26 protein-coding genes are annotated in these 21522 nt (G+C 64.1%); 7 read left to right on the top strand and 19 right to left on the bottom strand.

What is annotated here, in order from left to right; genetic code table 11:
* Nucleotides 1-528: 528 nt before the first annotated feature.
* Both AB4Z51_RS18095 and AB4Z51_RS18090 read right to left on the bottom strand, forming a co-directional pair.
* Nucleotides 529-768, bottom strand: a complete 240-nt coding sequence (locus tag AB4Z51_RS18095) for a DUF2798 domain-containing protein (protein ID WP_041954813.1) — start codon at nt 766-768, stop codon at nt 529-531.
* Between the two features lie 93 nt (nt 769-861).
* Entirely contained in the window at nt 862-1113 is a 252-nt protein-coding gene (locus AB4Z51_RS18090; protein ID WP_441497733.1) for a hypothetical protein, read from the bottom strand.
* A 454-nt stretch (nt 1114-1567) separates the two neighbouring features.
* Between AB4Z51_RS18090 and AB4Z51_RS18085 the strand changes: the two genes are divergently transcribed.
* Together AB4Z51_RS18085 and AB4Z51_RS18080 are read left to right on the top strand one after the other, a co-directional pair.
* Nucleotides 1568-1756 carry a hypothetical protein gene (locus tag AB4Z51_RS18085; RefSeq protein ID WP_028158398.1) on the top strand — a complete coding sequence of 63 codons (189 nt, stop codon included), beginning with the start codon at nt 1568-1570 and terminating at the stop codon, nt 1754-1756.
* 146 nt (nt 1757-1902) lie between these two features.
* The gene (locus AB4Z51_RS18080) at nt 1903-2142 is read left to right on the top strand and encodes a DUF6894 family protein (RefSeq protein WP_028152656.1); all 240 of its coding nucleotides are present in this window, start codon (nt 1903-1905) and stop codon (nt 2140-2142) included.
* 3 nt (nt 2143-2145) lie between these two features.
* Here the strand turns inward: AB4Z51_RS18080 and AB4Z51_RS18075 are convergent, their stop codons facing one another.
* Nucleotides 2146-2400, bottom strand: coding sequence for a hypothetical protein (locus AB4Z51_RS18075; protein WP_085404272.1), 255 nt, complete (start codon nt 2398-2400; stop codon nt 2146-2148).
* A gap of 103 nt (nt 2401-2503) precedes the next feature.
* A complete protein-coding gene (locus AB4Z51_RS18070; protein WP_084795357.1) occupies nt 2504-2800 on the bottom strand; it encodes a hypothetical protein in 297 nt (98 codons plus the stop codon).
* Between the two features lie 363 nt (nt 2801-3163).
* On the opposite strand from AB4Z51_RS18070, the gene AB4Z51_RS18065 reads away from it, so the two are divergent.
* The gene (locus AB4Z51_RS18065) at nt 3164-3628 is read left to right on the top strand and encodes a PaaI family thioesterase (protein WP_441497732.1); all 465 of its coding nucleotides are present in this window, start codon (nt 3164-3166) and stop codon (nt 3626-3628) included.
* 123 nt (nt 3629-3751) lie between these two features.
* On the opposite strand, the gene AB4Z51_RS18060 is transcribed toward AB4Z51_RS18065, so the two are convergent.
* Nucleotides 3752-4045 carry an HdeA family protein gene (locus AB4Z51_RS18060; RefSeq protein WP_014494092.1) on the bottom strand — a complete coding sequence of 98 codons (294 nt, stop codon included), beginning with the start codon at nt 4043-4045 and terminating at the stop codon, nt 3752-3754.
* A 184-nt stretch (nt 4046-4229) separates the two neighbouring features.
* On the opposite strand from AB4Z51_RS18060, the gene AB4Z51_RS18055 reads away from it, so the two are divergent.
* Complete coding sequence (locus AB4Z51_RS18055; RefSeq protein ID WP_441497731.1) at nt 4230-4472, top strand: PilZ domain-containing protein; 243 nt, start codon at nt 4230-4232, stop codon at nt 4470-4472.
* A 46-nt stretch (nt 4473-4518) separates the two neighbouring features.
* Here the strand turns inward: AB4Z51_RS18055 and AB4Z51_RS18050 are convergent, their stop codons facing one another.
* Together AB4Z51_RS18050 and AB4Z51_RS18045 are read right to left on the bottom strand one after the other, a co-directional pair.
* The gene (locus AB4Z51_RS18050) at nt 4519-6567 is read right to left on the bottom strand and encodes a pyrroloquinoline quinone-dependent dehydrogenase (RefSeq protein ID WP_441497730.1); all 2049 of its coding nucleotides are present in this window, start codon (nt 6565-6567) and stop codon (nt 4519-4521) included.
* Entirely contained in the window at nt 6568-6792 is a 225-nt protein-coding gene (locus tag AB4Z51_RS18045) for a hypothetical protein (RefSeq protein WP_085404269.1), read from the bottom strand.
* A gap of 151 nt (nt 6793-6943) precedes the next feature.
* Here AB4Z51_RS18045 and AB4Z51_RS18040 point away from each other — a divergent pair, with 151 nt between their 5' ends.
* Together AB4Z51_RS18040 and AB4Z51_RS18035 are read left to right on the top strand one after the other, a co-directional pair.
* Nucleotides 6944-7348: a hypothetical protein gene (locus tag AB4Z51_RS18040; RefSeq protein ID WP_354120618.1), complete on the top strand. Its 405-nt coding sequence runs from the start codon at nt 6944-6946 to the stop codon at nt 7346-7348.
* 114 nt (nt 7349-7462) lie between these two features.
* A complete protein-coding gene (locus AB4Z51_RS18035; protein ID WP_028152664.1) occupies nt 7463-7792 on the top strand; it encodes a hypothetical protein in 330 nt (109 codons plus the stop codon).
* Between the two features lie 54 nt (nt 7793-7846).
* Here the strand turns inward: AB4Z51_RS18035 and AB4Z51_RS18030 are convergent, their stop codons facing one another.
* Both AB4Z51_RS18030 and AB4Z51_RS18025 read right to left on the bottom strand, forming a co-directional pair.
* Complete coding sequence (locus AB4Z51_RS18030; RefSeq protein WP_441497729.1) at nt 7847-8314, bottom strand: DUF6691 family protein; 468 nt, start codon at nt 8312-8314, stop codon at nt 7847-7849.
* A 5-nt stretch (nt 8315-8319) separates the two neighbouring features.
* Nucleotides 8320-8748, bottom strand: coding sequence for a YeeE/YedE family protein (locus tag AB4Z51_RS18025; protein WP_441497728.1), 429 nt, complete (start codon nt 8746-8748; stop codon nt 8320-8322).
* Nucleotides 8749-8909: 161 nt separating this feature from the next.
* Here AB4Z51_RS18025 and AB4Z51_RS18020 point away from each other — a divergent pair, with 161 nt between their 5' ends.
* The gene (locus AB4Z51_RS18020; RefSeq protein ID WP_441497727.1) at nt 8910-10079 is read left to right on the top strand and encodes a GNAT family N-acetyltransferase; all 1170 of its coding nucleotides are present in this window, start codon (nt 8910-8912) and stop codon (nt 10077-10079) included.
* Between the two features lie 7 nt (nt 10080-10086).
* Here the strand turns inward: AB4Z51_RS18020 and AB4Z51_RS18015 are convergent, their stop codons facing one another.
* The 10 genes from AB4Z51_RS18015 to deoC form a co-directional block, all read right to left on the bottom strand.
* A complete protein-coding gene (locus AB4Z51_RS18015) occupies nt 10087-10752 on the bottom strand; it encodes a DsbA family oxidoreductase (RefSeq protein WP_441497726.1) in 666 nt (221 codons plus the stop codon).
* A 76-nt stretch (nt 10753-10828) separates the two neighbouring features.
* Nucleotides 10829-11650, bottom strand: a complete 822-nt coding sequence (locus tag AB4Z51_RS18010; RefSeq protein ID WP_085404264.1) for a helix-turn-helix domain-containing protein — start codon at nt 11648-11650, stop codon at nt 10829-10831.
* Between the two features lie 260 nt (nt 11651-11910).
* Nucleotides 11911-13002 (bottom strand): ABC transporter ATP-binding protein, encoded by a 1092-nt coding sequence (locus tag AB4Z51_RS18005; protein ID WP_441497747.1) that lies wholly within the window; start codon nt 13000-13002, stop codon nt 11911-11913.
* An 85-nt stretch (nt 13003-13087) separates the two neighbouring features.
* Nucleotides 13088-14527, bottom strand: a complete 1440-nt coding sequence (locus AB4Z51_RS18000) for an extracellular solute-binding protein (RefSeq protein ID WP_321576352.1) — start codon at nt 14525-14527, stop codon at nt 13088-13090.
* Nucleotides 14528-14576: 49 nt separating this feature from the next.
* Nucleotides 14577-15614, bottom strand: coding sequence for a carbohydrate ABC transporter permease (locus AB4Z51_RS17995; RefSeq protein WP_441497725.1), 1038 nt, complete (start codon nt 15612-15614; stop codon nt 14577-14579).
* Nucleotides 15611-16486 (bottom strand): carbohydrate ABC transporter permease, encoded by an 876-nt coding sequence (locus AB4Z51_RS17990; protein ID WP_441497724.1) that lies wholly within the window; start codon nt 16484-16486, stop codon nt 15611-15613. Before AB4Z51_RS17990 ends, AB4Z51_RS17995 begins: the two co-directional genes overlap by 4 nt.
* A gap of 7 nt (nt 16487-16493) precedes the next feature.
* Complete coding sequence (rbsK, locus tag AB4Z51_RS17985) at nt 16494-17417, bottom strand: ribokinase (protein ID WP_441497723.1); 924 nt, start codon at nt 17415-17417, stop codon at nt 16494-16496.
* Nucleotides 17418-17422: 5 nt separating this feature from the next.
* Nucleotides 17423-17878 carry an RbsD/FucU family protein gene (locus tag AB4Z51_RS17980; protein WP_014494077.1) on the bottom strand — a complete coding sequence of 152 codons (456 nt, stop codon included), beginning with the start codon at nt 17876-17878 and terminating at the stop codon, nt 17423-17425.
* Between the two features lie 83 nt (nt 17879-17961).
* Nucleotides 17962-20352 (bottom strand): aldehyde dehydrogenase family protein, encoded by a 2391-nt coding sequence (locus tag AB4Z51_RS17975; RefSeq protein WP_441497722.1) that lies wholly within the window; start codon nt 20350-20352, stop codon nt 17962-17964.
* 2 nt (nt 20353-20354) lie between these two features.
* Nucleotides 20355-21272, bottom strand: a complete 918-nt coding sequence (gene deoC / locus AB4Z51_RS17970) for a deoxyribose-phosphate aldolase (RefSeq protein ID WP_441497746.1) — start codon at nt 21270-21272, stop codon at nt 20355-20357.
* Nucleotides 21273-21522: the final 250 nt, after the last annotated feature.

Raw genomic sequence — 21522 nt, 5'->3', positions numbered from 1 at the left:
CCGCCGGTACGCCTTACAGCAGCGCCAGCAGCACGAGGCCGATCACCAGCACGACGAAGCCAGCCGCCGTCGCGGCGGCGAATGACCGCTCTACGTTATCCATGATGCCACCCCGCTGCCGGCGCACCACGTTTCCCCCATGGCGTCGCCGACGATGCGAAATCTCGCCGAGGGGTGTGGCTCCAGTGGTGCGATCGGATGGCCAAATTGGGACGCGTGCGGGGCCAGTCTGCGGCCTCCCGACGCGGATTTCGGTGTCGGCCGTCAGGCACCCGTAAGCCTGGTCTCCTAGTCTGGCTGTGCCCGGACACAGTCGAGGACCCCGCTCTGCCCCGAGCGGGGTTTTCTGTTTGCGGGCGCGGAGGCGCGGCAGGTTGAACGCCGATCTGCCGGCCCTGTCAGGCTGTCGTAAGCTCAACCGGCTAGGGTCGTGGGGCTACGGTGTTGCAGCCCAGCACCTCAGCCTCCAATAACCTTTCACCCGCTTGGCTCTCCCCAAGCGGGTTTTTTTCATGCTTGCCGGCCGTCTCACCGAGCCCTCTCCTCTCGCGTCAGCCGCAGCGAGAAGGCGCGGATCGCAGGCGCCGCGAGCAGCACGATCGGCAGCATCGCGGCCCACGCGATCAGCCACGACACCATCCAGTGCGCGAGGAAGACCGTCGCGCCAGAAGCGGGAAAGCTGGCGATGCCCGCCGCGATCAGCGAGGTCAGGCCGGACTGGATGACACCGAAGACGAAATGAGAGTAGCGGCGGGGAATGCCGAGCATGACGCGCCCATGTTGTTTGCCGTCATGAGGCCAAGCAAGGCATATGCCGCAGCGCGCATGGAGTGGACTTCGACGCGCACCGCCGGCGCTGGATCAGTGCCGCCAATCGGACAGCGGCGCGCGCGGCCTCGCTTCAGTGCAATCGGGCCGGCTCGATAGCCCTTCGAAACGCCAGAACGTGACGACACTGGTCTCGCCGCACTCTTCGCAGACGAGCTTCTCGTCACCGAGCATGAAACGCGCGCGCTTGAAGCTCGATGAGGACGCGGGATGCCGGCAATGGGGACAGGTCAGCGAGAAATTCCGTGCACCCCAGCGCAGCACAAGATGTCTCAGCCAGCTCACACCTTCCCCTTCGTGACATCGCGTTCGAACCGTCGTTCACAAGCAGAGCATAGATACATGACACGCAAAAGTGGAAAAGTATCGACCACACCTGTTCGCTTTGAATGGCGGCGGCAACGCGCGCCGCTTTGGGTTCCACAAGATACGGGATGGGATCCGAACCGCGCTTCGCAGAGATGTGTCAAATGCGCGGATCTCGCGTTCCGGGGTTCTCCGACCATGAACAGAGTTCCTCGGCGCGGATGGTTGCACGGCAAGACCGTATGAATTTGCCATGCCTTGACCGGATTCCGTGCACGGTTTTCGGAACCTAATTTCGTTTGTTTCGGACCGCGCGCGGTTCCAAAGATTACCGTGAACTATCCAAGGCTTACCGCCAAATTTCGCTTGTCGCAGGAATAGGGTGACGCCCAACATGTTCACCGGTGATGGAGGGTGAATCGTGGAGGTGACCATGAATCACAGGGGCGTTGAGTTCACCGTTGCCAAGACGGCGCTTCCCGGAGTCTGGCAGTGGCAGTTCCGCATCGGTGACGAGATCAGGACGGGCAAGACCGAGACGAAGATCGATCTGTTGGCGATCCGGCGCGTGCAGCTGCGCATCGATCGGGAGCTGAAGGCGATCGGGCGCAAGACCGCATGAACAAACCACCCGAGCCGGATGCCGCAACCACGCGCCCCGCGAGGTGACGTCCGTAGCGGCCCGGAATTGATCTGTCCCTGGTTTGGGACTGCACTGCGCGCGCCCATGGCCCGGGAGGCGGGACCATCATGTGACCGGTGCCAGCCATGCCGCTCTACTTCTTTCGAATTCGGAACGGCCGCTATTCCGGCTGCGCGGACCAGGCGACGGAATTTGCCGATCGCGATGCGGCCTGGAAGATGATGACCAGCATCTGCGCCGACATGGCCGCCGGCCTCGCACGCAAACTCAACGAAAACTCCGAATGGCACATGGAGCTGCTGGACGAGGCCAAGGAGCCCGTGTTCCGGATCCGCATCATCGCCGAATCCTTCGAGGAGACTTGACGGCTAGTCGGCGCTGGGCAGCCGCCGCATGGTGAATTCGATGTCGCCGCCCGGCAGTTCGCGCCAAGTCTCGACCGCGCTCATATAGCCGGCCTTGGGGTAGCGGGCGAAGAAAGCCTCCGCCCTCGCCCGCGCCGCCGGGCGCGGCAGAGTGAACGTCTCACGCAAGAAGCCGTCGCCGCCGCGCTCGCCCGGCTTGCCGCCCATCTTGCGCCGGCGCGCCATCCGCTCGGCGAGATCCCGCGGACGATCGGCCATGCCGTTCCTCCTCAACGCAATACGCTCTCGGAGATGTAGGAAGCAGGCCGGCCGAAGAGGAGTCCCGGCCGGAAGCATCAGCCGCCTCCGATCGGGGACAAGGTCAATTGGCGGTCGTGCCGGACTTCTTCTTGGGCGCGCCGGTTGCGGCCGACGCCTTCGGCGCAGCCGCCTGCTTCGGCGGGTCGGAACGTATGCCGCCCCAGGGATCGTTGGACGCCTTGGAGTCCGGAATCTTCTTCAGCGTTTCCTTGTAGGCCTTGTCACGCTCGGCTTCCGCGGCCTTTTCCTCGGGGGTCTTGCCTGGACCTTCCTGCAGCAAATTGAGATTGGGCATTTGCGCGTAGGCCGGTCCCGCCAGCACGGCCAGCAGCACCGCCGCCATACGGAAAAGCTTCATCATTGACTCCTTGATCATCCATGAAGGGCGGGTCAACCGCGCCTTGTCGTTCTTGTCAACGGCCCGCCAGGGCCGAATGGCGCGCTAGAGCCGGTCCGATCTGCACGATTTCGGCGCCTGCAGCCAGTCGTCCCAAATCGGGCCGCATCTGGTGCACCCGTCCAGCGCGAGACCCAGCGCTATCAACCCAAACACGAGGACACACCGACGCAACATCGCCCACCCGCTCCCAAGCCCGGTATCATATCGGGCCAAGTCAGGCATTTTCAAGCCGACAGAGCCGACCGAAGACCGGGTGACTTTGCCGCGCCGATGCGCGCAGAATGGCCGAAACATCCGGCAACACAGGGGGGACCGACAGCAATGCCATCGCAGCCAGAAGCCGAGTTCGGCATCGCTGAGGCCAGACGCATACTCGGCGAGGTCTTTGCGCCCTGGGTCCAGGATCTCAACCTCGCCGTCGAGCGCCTCGAGCACCTGCCGCCGCCGGACGAGCCGGACTGGCAGCCGGGCGCGCTCCTGCGCATGCCATTCTCGGAGCGGCTGTGCCGCAACGGCGGCGTGGTGTGCGGCCAGGCGCTGATGGCGCTTGCCGATACCGCGATGGTGATCGCGAACCTCGCCGCCAATCGCGGCTATCGTCCGATGACGACGGTCGACCAGACCACGCATTTCATGCGCGCGGTCTCCTCCTCGGATGTGCTCGCCGACGCGCGCGTGGTGCGGCTCGGACGCACCATGAGCTTCGGCCGCGTCACGCTGCTCTCGGCCTCCGACAACAAGCCGGTGGCGATGGTGTCGAGCGCGTTCGCGATGCTACCGGGCTGAGCATCATCCAAAAAGAAGAGAGCCGCGTGAGCGCGCAAGGCGCTCCGCGGCTCTCCAATCAATTTCGCATCGAAGCGAGGGACTGAAGCGCGATTGCGTCCGCGCTTCGGTCAGCTTCAGGAATTACTTGCCGAGAATTTCGTCAGCCGCGGTGACGACGCTGACGGTCGGATTCTTTCCGCAATAGGCACCGAACTTCTTGGCGTTCTCGATGAACACCTCAGTGTCGATGATCGCGTTGTCCTCGTCGCCCTTGTACCAGCCGTCCATCCAGGTCAGCACGACCGCGATGTTGTCTTCGCCGCTCTCGAGGAACTGCTTGCAGGTCATGGTCGAGAGGTCCCACTTGACGGCGTGGGCGGGCATCGATGACAGCGAGAGCGCTGCGGCGAACAGAAGCGAAAGCGTGGTCTTCATCAATATCTCCATCGGCGCGTAACGCCATAAAGGAAGGGCTTGTGAGGGAAGTCGGCGGGAGGTGACTCACCGCTCCAACGTCGTAAACGAAGTCTGAAGCGCTGTGCAAGTAGCGCCAGTATTGAGTTTATTTCAACGTAATTTCTATGCACTACTTCACAATCATCGTTATGGATTAATGCCGATGATCGAGAAACGTGCAGCGCAGCGTTACCGTGTTTTCAAGGGTGGAACGATCACCTTTGAAAGCAGCGGCATCGCGTGCACGGTGCGAAACATGTCGGAAGGCGGCGCGGCGATCGAGCTCGATTCCCCCGTCATATTGCCGAAATCATTCACGCTCTCGATCGCGCGCGACAATTTCGTACGGACTTGCCGCACCGTATGGCGCAATGACAGGCGCATCGGCCTCGCTTTCGTACGATAGCGTGCGCGATGTGAACAACGGTTCGCATCGCATACACAACGCAGCATCATGCTTGCTTTATACGACGTCGACGACGCCAGCGCAGGCTCGCGATGATCAGCAGGATGATCGCGAACACAATTGCTGACGACGACACCCAAAATCGTCCGCCCGGACGATCGATGGTGCGCGACCACAGCGACGGCCCTTCACCCGGCCGCGCCAGGCGAAACGCAACGACGCTGTCGCCGATCGAGGTGCCGACCTCGGAGTGGCCGCCCGCGCCGATCGCGACATACTGCTCGCCCTTCCAGAGATAGGTCATGGGGTTGGCGACGCCGGGCACCGGCAGCCGGCCTTGCCACAACTCCCGGCCGCTTCGCGCATCGAAGGCGCGCAGATAGGCATCCATCGCGCCGGTGAAGACGAGACCGCCTGCAGTGACCGCGAGCCCGTTGACGAGCGGCGCGCCCCACGGCAGCGGCACGCCGAGCGGCGCAAGGTCTTCCGTGGTACCGACCGTCGAACGCCAGAGGATCTTGCCGGCTTTCAGATCGACCGCGACCATCTCGCCCCAAGGCGGCTTGTTGCAAAGAAGCCCGAGCGGCGACATCACCACCGCGCGCGACATCGCGAACGGCGCGCCCTTCTGCTGACCGAAATCATGACCGGGAGGCGGATCGAATCCAGCCGCCTCCGCACGCGGGATCAGCTTGATGAGATGAACGGCGCGGGCGGTGTTGGCGTAGAGGATCTGGTTGACCGGGTCGAAGGCTGCGCTACCCCAGTTGACGCCGCCGCCGGTGAAGGGAAACTCCGCCGTGCCTTGCGTCGAGGGCGGGGTGAACAACCCCTCGTTACGTGCCTCCGCGAACTGCCTTTCGCAAGCGGAGCGACCCAGGCCAGGGAGGAGCGTGAGCGCATCCTCAGTCGAGATTCTTTGCGATGTCAGCGGCGGCACATGCGTCGGGAATGGCTGCGTCGGCGACAGTCGTTCACCTTCCGCGCCGCCTTGCGGCACCACGCGCTCTTCCACCGGCCACACCGGCTTGCCGGTATCGCGGTCGAGCACGAAGACAAATCCCTGCTTGGTCGGCTGAATCACGACATCGCGCTGGCCGTCTCCGGTGTCGATACGCGTGAGCGTCGGCTGCGACGCCAGATCATAATCCCAGACGTCGTGATGCACGGTCTGGAATGCCCACACGAGCTCGCCGGTCTCGATGCGCAGCGCGACCACCGAATTGGCGTGCTCGTTATTGCCCGGCCGCTTGCCGCCCCAAAAGTCCGGCGACGGCGAGGACGTCGGCAGGAACACCAGCCCGCGGGCCGCGTCGACCGACATCGGCGCCCAGACATTGGCGTGACCGGCTTCGACACCGTCGCGCTCGAGCGGCTCGAAGGTCCAGCGCGGCTGGCCGCTGCGCGCATCGAACGCGCGCACCACGCCGCTCGGCGCGTCGACGCGGCGGTTGTCGCCGATCGCGGAGCCGATCACGACGACACCGCGGCCGACCGCCGGCGGCGAGGTGATCTGGAATTCGCCGGGCCAGTCCAGCTTCATGCCGATATCCGGCCTGACCTCACCGCCAGTGCCGAAACCGGCGCACGGAATCCCGGTCTTTGCATCGAGCGCGATCAGGCGGACATCGTTCGTGCCCATGAAGATGCGCGATCGGCAGGCGGCATTCGCGGGCGCCTCATCGTCGATCCAATGGGTCACGCCGCGGCAGACATAGCGATTGGCGGGCCGCTGATTGGTCGCGATCTTTGGATCGAAGCGCCATTTCTGCGCGCCCGTGCCGGGATCGAGCGCGATCACCTCATTGAAGGGCGAGCAGAAGATCAGGCTGCCCTCGACGAACAACGGTGTCGCCTGGAATTTGGTTCGCCGCATCACCTCGGGCGGCCGCGCCGCGAGATCGCCGGTATGGAATTCGAAGGCCCGAACCAGATTGCCGACATTGTCGGGCGTGACCTCCCGCAAAGGCGAGAAGCGTGAGCCGCCGGGATCGCCACCCCAGCTCTCCCAGGCGATGCCTGGCCACGAGGAAAACAAGAGGAGCACGATGGCGGCGGCCGACTGACACAGACGGCTCGCCAACGCCCCCCTCATTTATTTGGGCTTCTTGGCAGGTTCAGCCGGACGGGCTCCGCCCCACGGGTCGTACTTCTCCTTGGGCTCCGGAATGCGCTCGAGCGCGGCCTTGTAGGCCTTTTCGTCGACCTTGGGCTTGTTGTCCGACTTCGCTTCGTTCGGCTGGCCTCTGCTGCGGCCCTGCGCCTGCGCCGACGCAGCCGTTAGTGCGAGCACGGCGGCCGCGATGACCAAAATCCGCATTGATGCAATCCCCCTCGTCTGGGGCACAAATTAGCCTGCAATCCCGTAATAGCAAATGCCGGAGGGCCGGGATTTCAGCAAATCTTGATCGGCCGGGACTTTGCCGGATCGCATTCCTGCCTATCTGTTGGCCCGCAGGGGACCTTCACGGATGTTGCGGATTGTTGCTCATGCGGCGCTGCTGGCCAGCGCCCTCGCACTCGGTTCTTGCGGCTTCGCCGACAGCCGCGCGCCGGTGCCCGAGTTCATGCGCCTGAAGGAAACCGAGCAGCCGCCTCCCGAAGCGGCCCCTGACGTCAAGCGTGTGGTCCGCGAGCAGATCAACGTGGTCTTCCTCAACACGTCCTATCCGCGGGAGGTGCACGTCGCCCCGCCCCATCGGGAGGTGCGGGGACCGGGCTGGACCGCCTGCGTCAGCGCGCAGCTCACCTCCGCCACCGGGTCCACGCTCGGCACCCAGATTTACATCGTGACGATATCAGGCGGAAAGGTCGTCGATCGCCGCCGCGCGGAAGCGGACGACATCTGCGGGACGGAAACCTACGAGCCGATCTAGGAACAAATCACGCCGACACGCGCTCCGGTTCCGGGAAAAACCTGTAATTCGACCCGGAACGATCACCGCCTCCCCTTCTTGTTACCCCCGAGGGCAGTTTCGGAGGAGGACACGATGAGGACATTCACGATCGCACTATTGGCTGGCGTCGGCGCCCTCGCTGCGGCGAGCGGCGCGAAGGCCGCGGACATCTATACGACCAGCGAATACGCCAACCCTGAGCTCGTTCAGGAAGTCCGGCTTGTCTGCGATGATGCTGGCAATTGCTATCGCACCCGTGGCGGCTCGCGCGTGATCGTGCGCGACTCCTACAACGCCATGCCGCGCGATCGCTATTACGAGCGTCGCACCTATCGCGACTGGGACGATGGTCCGCGCGGTGGCGTCGGCATTCGGGCGCCTGGCGTCAGTGTCGGCGTCGGTGTTGGCGGCGACCGCTGGTAGTCACTGAAGCTGTAACAGGACCGGACGAGATCCACTCGCCCGGTCCTGTCCATGTCAGGTTTCGAGCGGATCGGCCGGCGCGACGAAGCGCGTTGACGACGGGAGCTGCGCGATGAAGCGGGCGAGCACCATGCCGGCACACATCGCGGCGACGAAGATGAAAGCGGACGCCGAGCCGAATCCGAGCGCGGTGAGCGCAGGGCCCGGACAAAAGCCTGCGAGCCCCCATCCGATGCCGAAGATGGCGGGACCGGCGATAACTCTCGGATCGATGTCCTTTCGCGTCGGAAGGTAAAAGCGGTCCGCGAAAAACGGTCGCGCGAGTTTCAAGACACGGCTGAAGCCGATGAAGGTTACCGCGACAGCACCCGCCATCACGAAGGCGAGGCTCGCATCCCACGTTCCGGCGGAAATGCCGGCGACGTCCAAGAAGTTCAGCACCTTTGCCGGATTCGACATGCCGGAGACGATGAGCCCGATACCGAAGAGGAGGCCGATCGCGAATTGGATGAGGATTGCCATCGTCGTCAGCCCCAGTGCCGCATCACGAAGACAGTGACGATGCCCGCCGACATGAAGGTGATGGTCGCGACCAGCGATCGCAGCGACAGCCGCGACAGGCCACAGACGCCATGGCCGGACGTGCAGCCGCTGCCCCAGACCGCACCGAAGCCCGTGAGCAATCCGGCGACGATCAGCACCGGCGTTCCCGCCGCGATCGTTTGCACCGGCAGGCTTCCGCTGACAATGCGCACCAGGATGGGCGCGGCGACGAGGCCGGCGACGAAAGCGAGCCGGCCGGCGAACTCGCGGTCCTCATAAGGCGGAAACAGCCGCGCTGCGATGCCGCTGACACCGGCGATCCGTCCCGTCGCCCACATCAGGAGCACGGCGGCCAGGCCGATCAACGCGCCACCAAGGAGCGACGCCATCGGCGTGAAAGGTGTGGCGATCATTGTGATCCTCCAGGTCGAGAGCTTCCATCATGGCATGCCGYGGCCGGCCGCCCGAATGCTCAATGAGACGTTAATATTACCATTCGAATTGAAGCGGCGTCCCAACGGAATTTTCCAATCTTTGCGCTAAGCATGACCTTCTGAACGGGGAACGACGGGACGTGGTCGATATCGCGCATCAGGCAGCGATCAATCCGGCATCGGCAAGGGCTGCCGCGGCAACGCGCGCGCTCGTCCCCCTCACGTCCATCGATCCCGGCCAATGGCGCGCGCTCGCCCAGCGCGTGATCGAGCCGAACGGCTATTACCTGCCGGGCTGGGAGCTCGCCGTGAGCGAGGCCGCACGCGGCCGCACGGACGCCTCGGCGCTACCCGCATTCGACGGCGCGTCGGCGCGGCTGATCGGGCTGATGCCGGTGGTCTCGCTCTGGCGCGCCTGGAAGATCCCCCTGCCCGCGCTGGTGAGCGCGCATCCCTATGGCACCCTGTGCAGCCCGCTGATCGACCGCGACGCGCCGATCGAAGCGGCCGCGCGGCTGTTGCAGCAGGCGCGCGAGGCCGGAGCGCATGCACTCGTGCTGAACGACGTTGCACTCGACGGCGCGGCGATGAGTTCGCTCAAGGACGTTCTCAATCGCGACGGCCTGAAGCCGCGTATCCTCTCCTCCTACATCCGCGCCAGCCTCGACGCGACGCAGGATGGTGAAACGCTGTTGCATGGCGCGCTCGGCGCCAAGAAGCTCAAGGAGCTGCGTCGCCAGCGCCATCGCCTCGAAGAGCACGGGCCCGTCGCCTTCGAGGTCGCGCGCAAGCCCGACGAGATCGGGCCGGCGCTCGAAACATTCCTGCAACTCGAGGCCAGTGGCTGGAAAGGCAAGCGCGGCACCGCGCTGATCCAGCATGCGGGCGATGCGACTTTCATTCGCCGCGCGGTTCCCGCGCTGGCAGAGACCGCGCAGTGCGAGGTCATCACGCTGCGCGCCGGCACGACGCCGGTGGCAGCCGGCATCGTGCTGCGCCACCAGGACCGCGCCTTCTTCTTCAAGCTCGGTATCGACGAACGCTTTGCAAGATATTCGCCGGGCGTGCAGCTCACGCTCGACCTCACACGGTATCTCTGCGCCGATCCGGCTATCGCCAGCGCGGACTCCACGGCGAGCGCCGACCACCCCATGATCAACCCGATCTGGCGCGGACGCTTCGCCATCGGCGACGTGCTGATTCCGCTGCGGCGTCACGATCCGGTTGTCGCGCTCACTCACGCGGCGCTGGTTGGCCTCAACGTCGCGCACGAGGCCGCGCGACGCGTGGTGCGTCTGCTCCGCAAATAAGCGAAAGCTACTCCGCCGCCTGTGCGTTGATCTCCGCCGAGACCTCGCGAATGGCGCGGGCGAGCAGGTTCGGATCCTGCGCGCCGGAGACGGCGTATTTCTGCGCGAACACGTAGGTCGGCACGCCGGAGATGCCCTTCTCGGCGGCCTCCTGCGCGTCGGCCGACACGCGCGCGACGTCCTCGTCGGTGGCGAGGCGCTTGCGCACGTCGTCGGCATCGAGGCCGACGTCGGCGGCCGCCTGCACCAGCACGTTCACGTCAGTGAGGTCGCCGCCGTCGCGGAAATACAGCTCCATCAGCCGCTGCTTCATCTCGGGCGCCTTGCCGATCGCATCGGCCCAGAGGATCAAGCGATGGCAGTCAGTCGTGTTGGGCTGGCGCGCGACCAGCTCGGGCTTGTAGACGAGGCCCTCCTCGCCCGCGGCTGCGACCACGCGGCCGGCAATGCCCTTATAGGCTTCGACCGAGCCGAACTTCTGGGTGAGATAGGCCTCGCGGCTGATGCCCTCGCGCGGCACCCAGGGATTGAGGAAGAAGGGGCGGAAATTCAGCTTGACCGGGACGTCGGGCACGAGCGCCAGCGCGCTCTCGATCCGGTGCTTGCCGATATAGCACCAGGGACACACCACGTCGGAGACGACATCGATCTGGAGCGGTTTCAACGTGCTCATAGCGCCTCCTTCGGGCGATGCGGGTTTGGCTCAAGATAAGCCGAAGATAAGCAGAACCCGTCCCGAGGCAAGGGCGCTAGGTCATAGCTGCTGCCATCTGCTTGAGCCGCTCGGCGGTGCGCTCGTCGGCCGGGAAGAACGTCTCCAGCGCCAGCTCCGACAGCGTGATGTCCACAGGTGTGCCGAACACCATGGTGGTGGAGAAGAAACTTAGTATCTCTCCGCCATGGCGCAGCTTGAAGGGAATCGCGACATTGTCGCTCGACAGCGGCCCCGAGCGCGCCGGGATGGGATAGCTCTTGAGGTCGTTATAGAGCTTGATCAACTCGGGATCGGCCGTTGCCTCGCATTGCCGGTGCAGCCGCTCCAGCAGGTGCCCGCACCACTCCGCGAGATTGACCGTGCGCGGCGCCAGCGCTTCAGGGTGAAACGCGAGCCGCAGCACGTTGAAGGGCTGACCGAGCAGCCGCTGCGGGATGCCTTCGAGCAGCGGCGCCACCATGCGGTTGGCGGAAACCAGATTCCAGTGCCGGTCATAGGCCAGCGCCGGATTGGGCTCATGCGCCCTGAGAACGAGGTCGATCGCCTGGCGAGCTGATTTCAAGGCGGGATCCTCCAGCGGTCGCTGCGGAAACGCCGGCGCATAGCCGGCCGCGACCAGCAGCACGTTGCGTTCGCGCAAGGGTACCTCGAGACGTTCGGCGAGCCTGAGCACCATGTCGCGCGAGGGCGCAGCGCGGCCGGTCTCGACGAAGCTCAAATGCCGCGCGGAAATCTCGGCCTCGCCCGCCAGATCGAGCTGGCTCATGCGGCGGCGTTGCCGCCATTCGCGCAAATGGTCGCCGATATGGACGGGCTGGCTGCGTTCGGCCTGTGCCGTGGATGCATGTGCGTTCATGCTCGAAAACCTAGCATGCGGATTTCAGCCCTTCCATTACCCGCGAGGTAATGAATATTGGCATGTAACCATCTGAGATCGCTCAATCTCTTTTCGCAGCCTCTGCTCGACACCAATGCCGGACGAGCAAAGTTTGCGAAGAAGGGTGCAACGTCGCCCGCATCACGTGCGAGCTCGCCGCAGCGCAAGTGACCGCGATGAGGCATGCGCACGCTGGAAGTAAAGATTTGGGATTACCTGCACCGCCAGAGGACCGCCGACTATGAAACGGCCTTCCCGGAAACCTTGTCGAAAAGGTGCGTTCGCTCCAGATCGATGGCGACATCTATTGGGCAATCCGGCGCCGCAGAAACACCGACTTGCATCTGCGCCGTGAATGGAAATGCGCCCACGGTTCCAATCACGAGAGTATGCGGCCCGAGCGGCTCCACGTCTTTCACCATCATGCGGACGGAGGAGCCCGATGGCGCATCTTGCCGCAGCACGTGGTCCGGCCGCACGCCGAGCACGACCGGCTTGCCGATGCTCCCTGCATAGGCCGCCTCTCGGGATTTCGGCAATCTCAACGCCGTACCCGAGGGTTCGGTGAAGATCAGTGCACCGTCGCGAGCGGCAATCTCCCCGTGGATGAAATTCATGCTGGGCGCGCCCATGAAGCCCGCGACGAAGAGATTGCTTGGTTTCTCATAGATCGTGATCGGATCAGCCGCCTGCTCGATGCGGCCGCGATTCATCACCACGACCCGATCGGCCATAGTCATAGCTTCGACCTGATCGTGTGTGACATAAACGATCGTCTTGGCGAGACGGCGATGCAATGCCTTGATCTCGGTCCGCATCTCGATGCGGAGTTTGGCGTCGAGGTTTGACAATGGCTCGTCGAACAGAAACACGTCCGGGCTGCGCACGATGGCACGGCCGATCGCCACGCGCTGACGCTGCCCACCGGAGAGCTGCTTGGGCCGACGGTCCACGTATTGCTCGAGGTCGAGAACCCGCGCCACGTCCTGGACGGCCTTCGCGATATTGGCGCGCGACTCGCCCCGCGCCTTCATGCCGTAGCCGATATTCTCACCAACAGTCATATGCGGATAGAGCGCATAGTTCTGGAACACCATCGCGCAATTGCGCAAGCCTGGGCGCAGCTGCGTCACATCGCGATTACCGATACGAATGGTTCCGCTGGTGACTGTCTCCAGTCCCGCTATCATGCGCAACGTCGTGGTCTTGCCGCAGCCGGACGGTCCGACAAGCACGACAAACTCCTCGTCGGCCACACTCAGATTAAGCCCCTCGATGATCTTGTAGGGCCCATATGCCTTGCTGACGTTCTCGATCTCGACGTGCGCCATGGATTCCTTTTTCCGTCCCCTATATCGACGGCCAACAAAGCCCGGATGATGCTCACGCATCATCCGGGGCAGTCTCCGCGGGAAGCTAGTTCTTCGGCGAGAGGCCCATCGCCGCGCGATAGGCGGCGAGCTGCTTCGCGCGGCCGAACTCGTCGGTCAGGCGATTCCATTCCTTCGCGACCGCGTCCAGCGCGGCCTGCGGCGTGGTCTGGCCGGCCAGCGCCTTGCCAAGCTCAATCTCCACAACCTCGGTGTAGGAGAAATAGCCGGGCAAACGCATGTCGAGCGCAACGTTCTTGCCGTTAATGGAGTCGGCTTGGGCGCCGAGATATTCCTTGGCTTCCGTCGGCGAGAAGATCTTGCTCCACAACTCCAGATTCGTGGTGTGCGACTTGCGGTATGGGTTGACACCCGTGCCACCGGTAATCGCGGCCTTGCCGGAGACTTCAGGGCTTGTCAGCGTCTTGACGAAATCCCATGCCGCCTGCTGGTTCTTGCCCACCTTTGGCACGGCAATCTGCCAGCCTCCGAACGCCATGAAGGGTGCCGGCAGCACTGCCGGAAACTTGTCCCACTTCTTGGTTTTGGCGTTCCATATCTCGTCAGAGCCGGGCAGCACCGCAGAGCCCACCTTGCCGGAAATCTTCGATTGCTTGGGGTCGGCGGCGATCACGCCGGTGTCGCCCCAACCGATCGACTCGGCCACCTGGCCGCCGGCCACGGCGGCATTGACCTCGCCGAACGAAAAGTTCAGCGCATTGGGCGGGCCAAGCTTGGAAGCGCGAATATATTCCTCCAATCCCTTCACCCAGCCCGGATTGTTGATCTGGGCATCCATCGTTTCGGGGTCGAAGAACATCGCGCCCGGATAGTTCGGGTTGTTGGTATAGGCCGCCGCGTGGCTGAAGAAGAACCAGAACTGCTGGCCACCGCGACGGAAGGCCTCCGCCGTGCCCCAGAGCCCCTTGTCGGGGCGCTGAAAGAACTCCGCGATGTCGAGATATTGCTTCCAGGTCTTTGGCGGCGCCAGGTCGTAGCCGTACTTGGCCTTGAAGGCGTCCTTCTCCTTGGGATCGCTGAACAGGTCGGTGCGATAGGTGTAGGTGTGAACGTCGCCGTCCATCGATTGCGAATAGATCTTGCCTTCCCACACCATCAGGCGCTCACGGTAGGCCGGCTCGACATCGTCCCAATCCTTGCCGGACTGCATCTCTTTCGGCATCTCGCTGAGATAGGTGACGAAGTCGGGCAGCCAGGCCGGCGCAAAGCTGACCAGATCGAACGCCGCGTCCGATCCGGTAAGCGATGTAACGATCTTCGGGTAGAGCTCCGACCAGGGGAACTCGACCACATTGACCTTGCCGCAGGTCTTCTTGGTCCATTCGTCCGCGCCGAGCTTGAGCGCGGAGGCGATATACGGTCCGGTCTGCGACGCCACAGTCAGGGTGACGCCGGAGTAATCCGGGCTACAAGCAGCGTTCGCCTGGCTCGCGGTGCAAGCCATCGCGAGCGAGGTGGTCAGCATCAGAAACGTCCGTCGCAACATCRTCCAGTCCTCCCTACATAGGTTTTTGCTATTTGATCGCTCCGAGCAGCAGGCCCGACCGCATCATGCGGCTGAGCAGACCTGCCATGATCATCATCGGAATGATGGCGACGAGCGCCGCGGCCGAGATCGCCCACCATTCGTCGCCGCGCTGGCTGTTCTGCCCCGCCACCAGGATCGGCAGCGTCTGCCATCTGGAAYTGGTCAGRAASAGYGCGAACAGGAACTCRTTCCAGACGAAGGCGAGCGTGATCATGAACGTCGCCAGCAGTCCGTTCATCGACATTGGCACCACGATGCCGAGGAAGATGCGCCAACTTGGCACGTTGTCGACCATCGCGGCTTCTTCGACCTCGATCGGAATGGCCTCGAAAAAGTCGCGCATCAGCCAGACCACGATCGGCAGCGAGAACGCGACGTAGCACAGCGTCAGGCCGACATAGCTGTCGATGAGTTGGAAGCCGAGCCGGCCGATTTCGCTGTAGAGGAGATACAGCGCGAAAGCCGTGACGATCGGCGGAAACATGCGCTGGCTGACGAACCAGAACAGGATGTCTTCATTGCCGAGGATCGGCCCCGGCAGCGGCAGGCGGTTGGACAGGATTGCAGCGACAAGCGCGATCGGGAACGCCAGCAGCAGCGCCTGCGCGCGGGTGAAGCCGAGCGAATTGTTGAACAGCAGATAGCCGCCGAGCGCGAGCAGGAAGAAGATCAGACCGGCGCCGAAGCGCACCCTGAATTCGAACCGCACCAGCGCATAGGCCGCCATTGCGCCGACGGCAGTCGCGATCGCCGCCGCCGACAAGCCAACGATTGTCGAGTTCAAAAAGGTCCGGAAGAACTCGCCACGGATACCCTGATAGAGATCAATGAAGGGCTGCAGGGTCGGCGTGAAATCGACGAACGGAATATAGGTCGGGCCGCCGACCACGCCCGGCGGGGTCTTGAACGCCGTCACGACCACCCAATAGAGCGGAAACGCCGTGATCAGGCACCATGCGAAGACACCGGCCGCGACCAGGCGGCGGCTCCAGCACGACAGTCCGGTAAGGCCCTGCCCGCTCATCGGCGCTTCTCCAGATGCGGCCGCAGCAGCGCCAGATAAGTGACGCCAATGATCGTGATGGCGATCAGGAACAGGAAGCTGAGCGCCGACGTGTAGCCGAGATTGAACTTCTTGAAACCCTCCTGATAGGCGAACAAGGTCAGGGTCTCGGTGTCCACACCCGGTCCGCCGCCCGTCATCACGAATACGGTGTCCATGATCTTGTAGCTCTCGATCAGGCGGATGAAGACGACCGCGGCGGAGATCGGCAGCATCATCGGAAAGGTGATGCCCCAGAACTGCTGCCAGGCGCTGGCGTTCTCGAGCTCGGCCGCCTCGTAGACATCTTCGGGGAGCGTTTGCAGGCCAGCCAGCATCATCAGGATGACGAACGGGGTCCACTGCCAGATCTCAACAGCGATGATGCAGGCCAGCGCCCAATGACCGTTGGTGAGGAACGGCAGGTTCGCCATGCCGAACATGGACAGGAACTGGTTGAGCGGCCCCATGGTCGGATTGAAGATCATGCGAGCAACAAGCGCGACGGCGACCGGGGCCAGAAGCATGGGCAGCAGCAAGGCCACGCGAAATAGCCGTTCGCCCGGAACGCGCGCGTTCAGCGCGAGCGCAACGCCAAACCCGATCACGTATTGCAGCCCGACGGCAACGAACGCGATCAGCGTCGTCGTGAAGATCGCATTCCAGAAGCGCGGCTCTTGCAGGAGCGTAGCATAATTTCCGAACCACACGACGCGCGGCGGGATCGGCGGAATCAGGCGATAGCTGAGGAAGCTCGTGGTGAGCGAATAGATCAGCGGAAAGATCGAGATCGCCAGCACGACGAGCACCGCCGGCCAGATGAAGACATGCTTGATCGGATCGTTCCGCATCATGAGCAGATCATCCCTTCAACAGGGCTTCAATCTCGGCGCGCCGCGGCATGGCAGGCGCAGTCCCCGCGCGCGTCACGGAAATCCCCGCAGTGGCGGAACCGAAGCGCGCCGCTTCCAGGGGATCGGCGCCGCCCGCAAGCGCTGCAGCGAAGCCGCCGACGAATGCATCGCCCGCGCCCGCGGTTTCGACCACCTTGCCGGCGGCGAACGGGGGCACGTGTAGCGAGCGGTCTCGCCCATGAAACAGCGCCCCGCGTTCGCCGAGCGTGATCAGCGCRGTGCCCGCTCCCTTGGTCAGCAACGCTTCGCCGGCGCGGCGGGCGCCGGCAAGATCGCTCACCGCGATCCCCGTCAGCGCTTCCGCCTCGGTCTCATTGGGAACGACGTAGTCGCACAAGGCAAACAGGCCATCGTCGAATTTGACCGCAGGTGCCGGGTTGAACACGGTGATGCTGCCCGCAGCGCGCGCGATCTCGAGGCCGCGCTGCGCGGCCGCGACCGGTTGCTCGAGCTGGGTCACGAAGACGCGGCTGGTGCGGATCGAATCCGCCGCCGCATCGACGTCGCTGGGGCTGAGACCGTCGGCCGCTCCGCTCACCACGATGATGGCGTTGTCGCCGCGTGTCTCGTGGACATAGATGAAGGCGGCGCCGGTCGGCTCCTCCGCAGTCCTGGCGACGCGGGGCCGAATGCCCTCGGTTTCCCACGTCTTGATGGCAAGATCACCGAAGGCGTCGCGGCCGATCCGGGAGATGAAGGTCACGTCTGCGCCTGCGCGCGCAGCGGCCACGGCCTGGTTCGACCCCTTGCCGCCTGGTCCCATGGCAAATCCCGAGCCGGCGATCGTTTCACCGATCGCGGGCATGTTGCCGGCCCGGAAGGCCAGATCGACGACGAAGATGCCGAGCACTGCGACGCCAGTCTTGCTCATGGTCGTCACTCTCCGTCCGGCGCGATGACGCCCTTGGAAAACAGGAAGCAGCCGTAGAAGCGCCGCTCTCCCGTGGCGATCACGCAGTAGGCCGTCTTGGCCTTTTCATAGAAGGCATGGCGCTCGACCCCGACCAGCGGCCAGGAGCGTCCCTCGGCTCGGTCGATCGCGGCCTGCACCTCGCGCTGCACGGGCGGCACCTCCTGGGGCTGGCCAACGATCTCCATGCGGATTGCGGCATCGTCGACGAACGTATCGAGCGGCAGCACCGAGAGAATGGCTTCGATCGCCTTTGCCGTACTGACGTTGTCGATGCGAAGCAGCTCGCCGAACACGGTCTGGCGCGCGATGGAGTCGGCAGGAAAATTGGTGTCGCACACCACGAGGCGGTCCCCGTGCCCCATTGCGCGCAAGGCATAAAGCACGTCGGCATTGAGCAGTGGATTGATGCCCTTGAGCATGTTGCGTCCCTCCCTTGTCTTCAAAAAATCGCCCGAACTCTGATGGTCCGGATGCCAACCCGTATCACCGCAAGGTGACGTCTTTAGTCCCCATAGGGAATCCAGATGTTCTTCACCTGCACCGCGTGGCGGAGCAGGATCGGACCTTCGCTCGCCACCCGGTCGTACCAATCGAGCGCCAGCCCGTGGTCGACCAGCGTCCGCTTGAGGTTGCCGATCGACAGCCGCTCCGCAGCAGTCGAGGCCTCCTGCGAGCCGAACACCCAGAGCGCATCGACGTCGTCATGCTCGGCAAGGACCCTTGCGAGCGCGTCGCGCTCGCCGGTGACGATATTGACGACGCCTGCCGGCACATCCGACGTCTCCAGCACCTGATAAAAATCGGTCGCTGCAAGCGGATGCCGCTCGCTTGGGACGGCGACGACGCGGTTGCCCATCGCAATCAACGGTGCCACCAGGCTGATGAAGCCCAGCAACGGGGCCTCGTCCGGACAGGCCACCCCGACCACGCCGATCGGCTCGTGCATGGCAAGCGCCACGCCGCGCAACGGCGGTGCATGGATCGTCCCCTCGTATTTGTCGGCCCAGGCCCCATAGCTGAATAGCCGTTCGATACTCGCCTCGACCTCCGCGCGCGCCTTGGCGGGCGAACCGCGGGTCATATCACCGATGCGCCGGGCGAACTCGTCGCCACGCGCGGACAGATTCTCGGCAAGGTAGTAGAGGATTTGGGCGCGATTATGCGTCGTCGCCCGCGCCCAACCCTCGGCCGAGCGCGCGGCGGCCACCGCGTTACGGATATCCTTGCGATTGCCCTCGCCGGCTTCGCCGAGGTGCTTCCCCTTCGGCGACAGCACCGCGCGCGAATAATTTCCGTCGGGACGAACCTGCTTGCCGCCGACGAACAGCTTGGCGGTTCGGTCGATCGGCGGCGTGCCAAATCCGGCGCCGTCGTTAGAAGCCGCCGGGGATGGCGGCGGCACCTTCGCCCGCGGCTTCCGCCCGCTCCAGGCTTTCGGCTTGAGATATTCGTAGAGACCTTCCCGGCCGCCCTCGCGACCGAAGCCGGACTCGCGATAGCCGCCGAAGCCGACGCTGGCATCGAACAAATTGGTCGCATTGACCCAGACCACGCCGGCCTGAAGCTTCGGCGCGATATCGAGCGCCAGCCCGATGGTCTCGCTCCACACGCTGGCGGCAAGGCCATAGCGCGTGTTGTTGGCGAGCATCACCGCCTCGTCCGGCGTGCGGAACGTCATCGCGACCAGCACCGGGCCGAATATCTCCTCGATCGCCACGGTCGATGCCGGATGTACGTTCCAAAGCAAGGTCGGCGGATAGAAGCATCCCTCAGCGGGGATCGGCCCCGGCGCCTGATACTTCTCGGCGCCCTCCTTGACGCCGGTTTCGACCAGCGCCTTGATCCGCTCGAGCTGCACCGGTGCGACCACCGCGCCCATGTCGATCGCCTTGTCGAGCGGCGGACCCACGCGCAGCCTCTCCATGCGGCGGATGAGGCGCTTGCGGAATGTCTCTGCGATCCCTTCCTGCAGCAGAAGCCGCGATCCGGCACAACAGACCTGGCCCTGGTTGAACCAGATCGCATCGACCACGCCTTCCACGGCGCCATCGATGTCGGCGTCGTCGAACACGATGAACGGCGACTTGCCGCCGAGCTCGAGCGTCAGCGACTTGCCGCTGCCTGCGGTCGACTGACGGATCAACCGCCCGACCTCGGTCGACCCCGTGAAGGCGATCTTGTCGACACCGGGATTTTCGACCAGCAACGCGCCGGTGGCGCCATCACCCGTCACCACATTCAACACGCCGAGCGGCAGGCCGGCTTCCGCCGCGAGCTCGGCGAACAGCAGCGCGGTGAGTGACGTGAACTCTGCCGGTTTCAGCACCACGGTGTTGCCGGTCGCCAGCGCGGGCGCGATCTTCCAGGCCAGCATCAGCAGCGGAAAGTTCCAGGGGATGATCTGGCCGATCACACCGACCGGGACGTGGTCGGCGAATTCGCGGTCCTGCAATTGCGCCCAGCCGGCGTGATAAAGGAAGTGGCGCGCGGCGAGTGGCACATCGAGATCGCGGGTTTCCCTGATCGGTTTGCCATTATCGATCGCTTCCAACACCGCGAACAGACGAGCATGACGTTGCAGCATACGCGCGAGTGCATAGAGATGACGGGCACGACCGTGACCACCGAGCTTTGCCCATGACGACTGCGCCGATCGCGCGGCGCCGACGGCAGCCTCGACATCCGCTGCGATGCCTTGCGCGATCTTGGCCAGCGTCTTTCCGGTGGCCGGCTCGATCGTCGCCAGATGCTTGCCCGAAGCCGGCGCGACAAATTTACCGGCAATGAAATGCCCAAACGTCGCGTCGTGCCGCTTCAGCCAGGCGCGCGCCTCGCCGTCCGCCTCGGGAGCGGGACCATAATCCATGGTCTCGTAGTAATGTGCGATACTCATGCTCAGCCCACGGGATGACGGTTGAAGGCCGAGTAGCGGCCGGTGACGTGATGCTCGAGCTGGCGCTCGATGTCGGCGAGCAGACTCGAGGCGCCGACGCGGAACAGATCCGGCTCGAGCCAATCGCGTCCCAACTCCTCCTTCATCAGGAACTGGTAGTTGAGTACATCCTTCGCCGTCGAGATTCCGCCGGCCGGCTTGAAGCCGATCTTGAAGCCCGTGCGCTCCTCATAGACCCTGATCATGCGCAGCATCGCGAGCGTCACCGGCAGCGTGGCATTGACGCCTTCCTTGCCGGTGGAGGTCTTAATGAAGTCCGCGCCGGCCATCATGCAGACCATCGACGCCTTGGCGACGTTGCGCAGCGTTTTGAGGTCGCCGGTTGCGAGGATCGTCTTCAGATGCGCATTGCCGCAGGCTGCGCGGAAATCCCGGACCTCGGCGTGGAGAGCGCGCCAATCTCCGGTCAGCACATGCTCACGCGTGATGACGATGTCGATCTCCTGCGCACCGTCCCTGACGGACGCCTCGATCTCCTTGAGTTTCAGATCGTGAGGCACGAGGCCTGCCGGAAATCCAGTCGAAACCGCAGCGACCGGAATGTCATACCCATCGAGCGCTTCGACCGCGGTTGCGACGAAGCGGTGATAGACGCAGATCGCGCCCGTGTGCAGCCGGCGCCCTGCAAAACCGAGTGCCTCGAGGAGGTCACTTCGTATCGGGGCCCTCGCCTTGGCACAGAGGCGCTTCACCCGCTCCGCCGTATCGTCGCCGTTGAGTGTCGTCAGGTCGATGCAGGTGATCGCCTTGAGCAACCACGCCGCCTGCGCGTCCTTCTTGACGGTGCGCCGGCCCGGCAGGCTCGCAACGCGGCGCTCGGCGGCGGACAGATTGATCCGGATATCGTCGACCCAGTCCATCTCGAGCGCGCGGCCGCTGTTGCGCGCGATCGGATGCGGATGATTGTGATCCCGCGCATGGGGCTGCGCCGGCACCGCGGATGGATTTGATATCAAGACGCCCTGCGCCATCGGTACGCCGCGCAATGCTAGCGAATCGCCTGAAACGGCAGATAGACTGAATGTGCCGATTGCAACATGCGATCCTCCCATCCCTTGGCCGCCGGCGCTTCTGCTGCCTCCCGTCGTCGGACAGCGAAACACCCTTCGG

Origin of the sequence: Bradyrhizobium sp. 2TAF36 (genome assembly GCF_052114925.1) — a bacterium.
GTDB classification, from domain to species: domain Bacteria; phylum Pseudomonadota; class Alphaproteobacteria; order Rhizobiales; family Xanthobacteraceae; genus Bradyrhizobium; species Bradyrhizobium barranii.
Note: the sequence above shows the minus strand (reverse complement) of the source record. Positions and strands in the feature narration are given on the sequence as shown.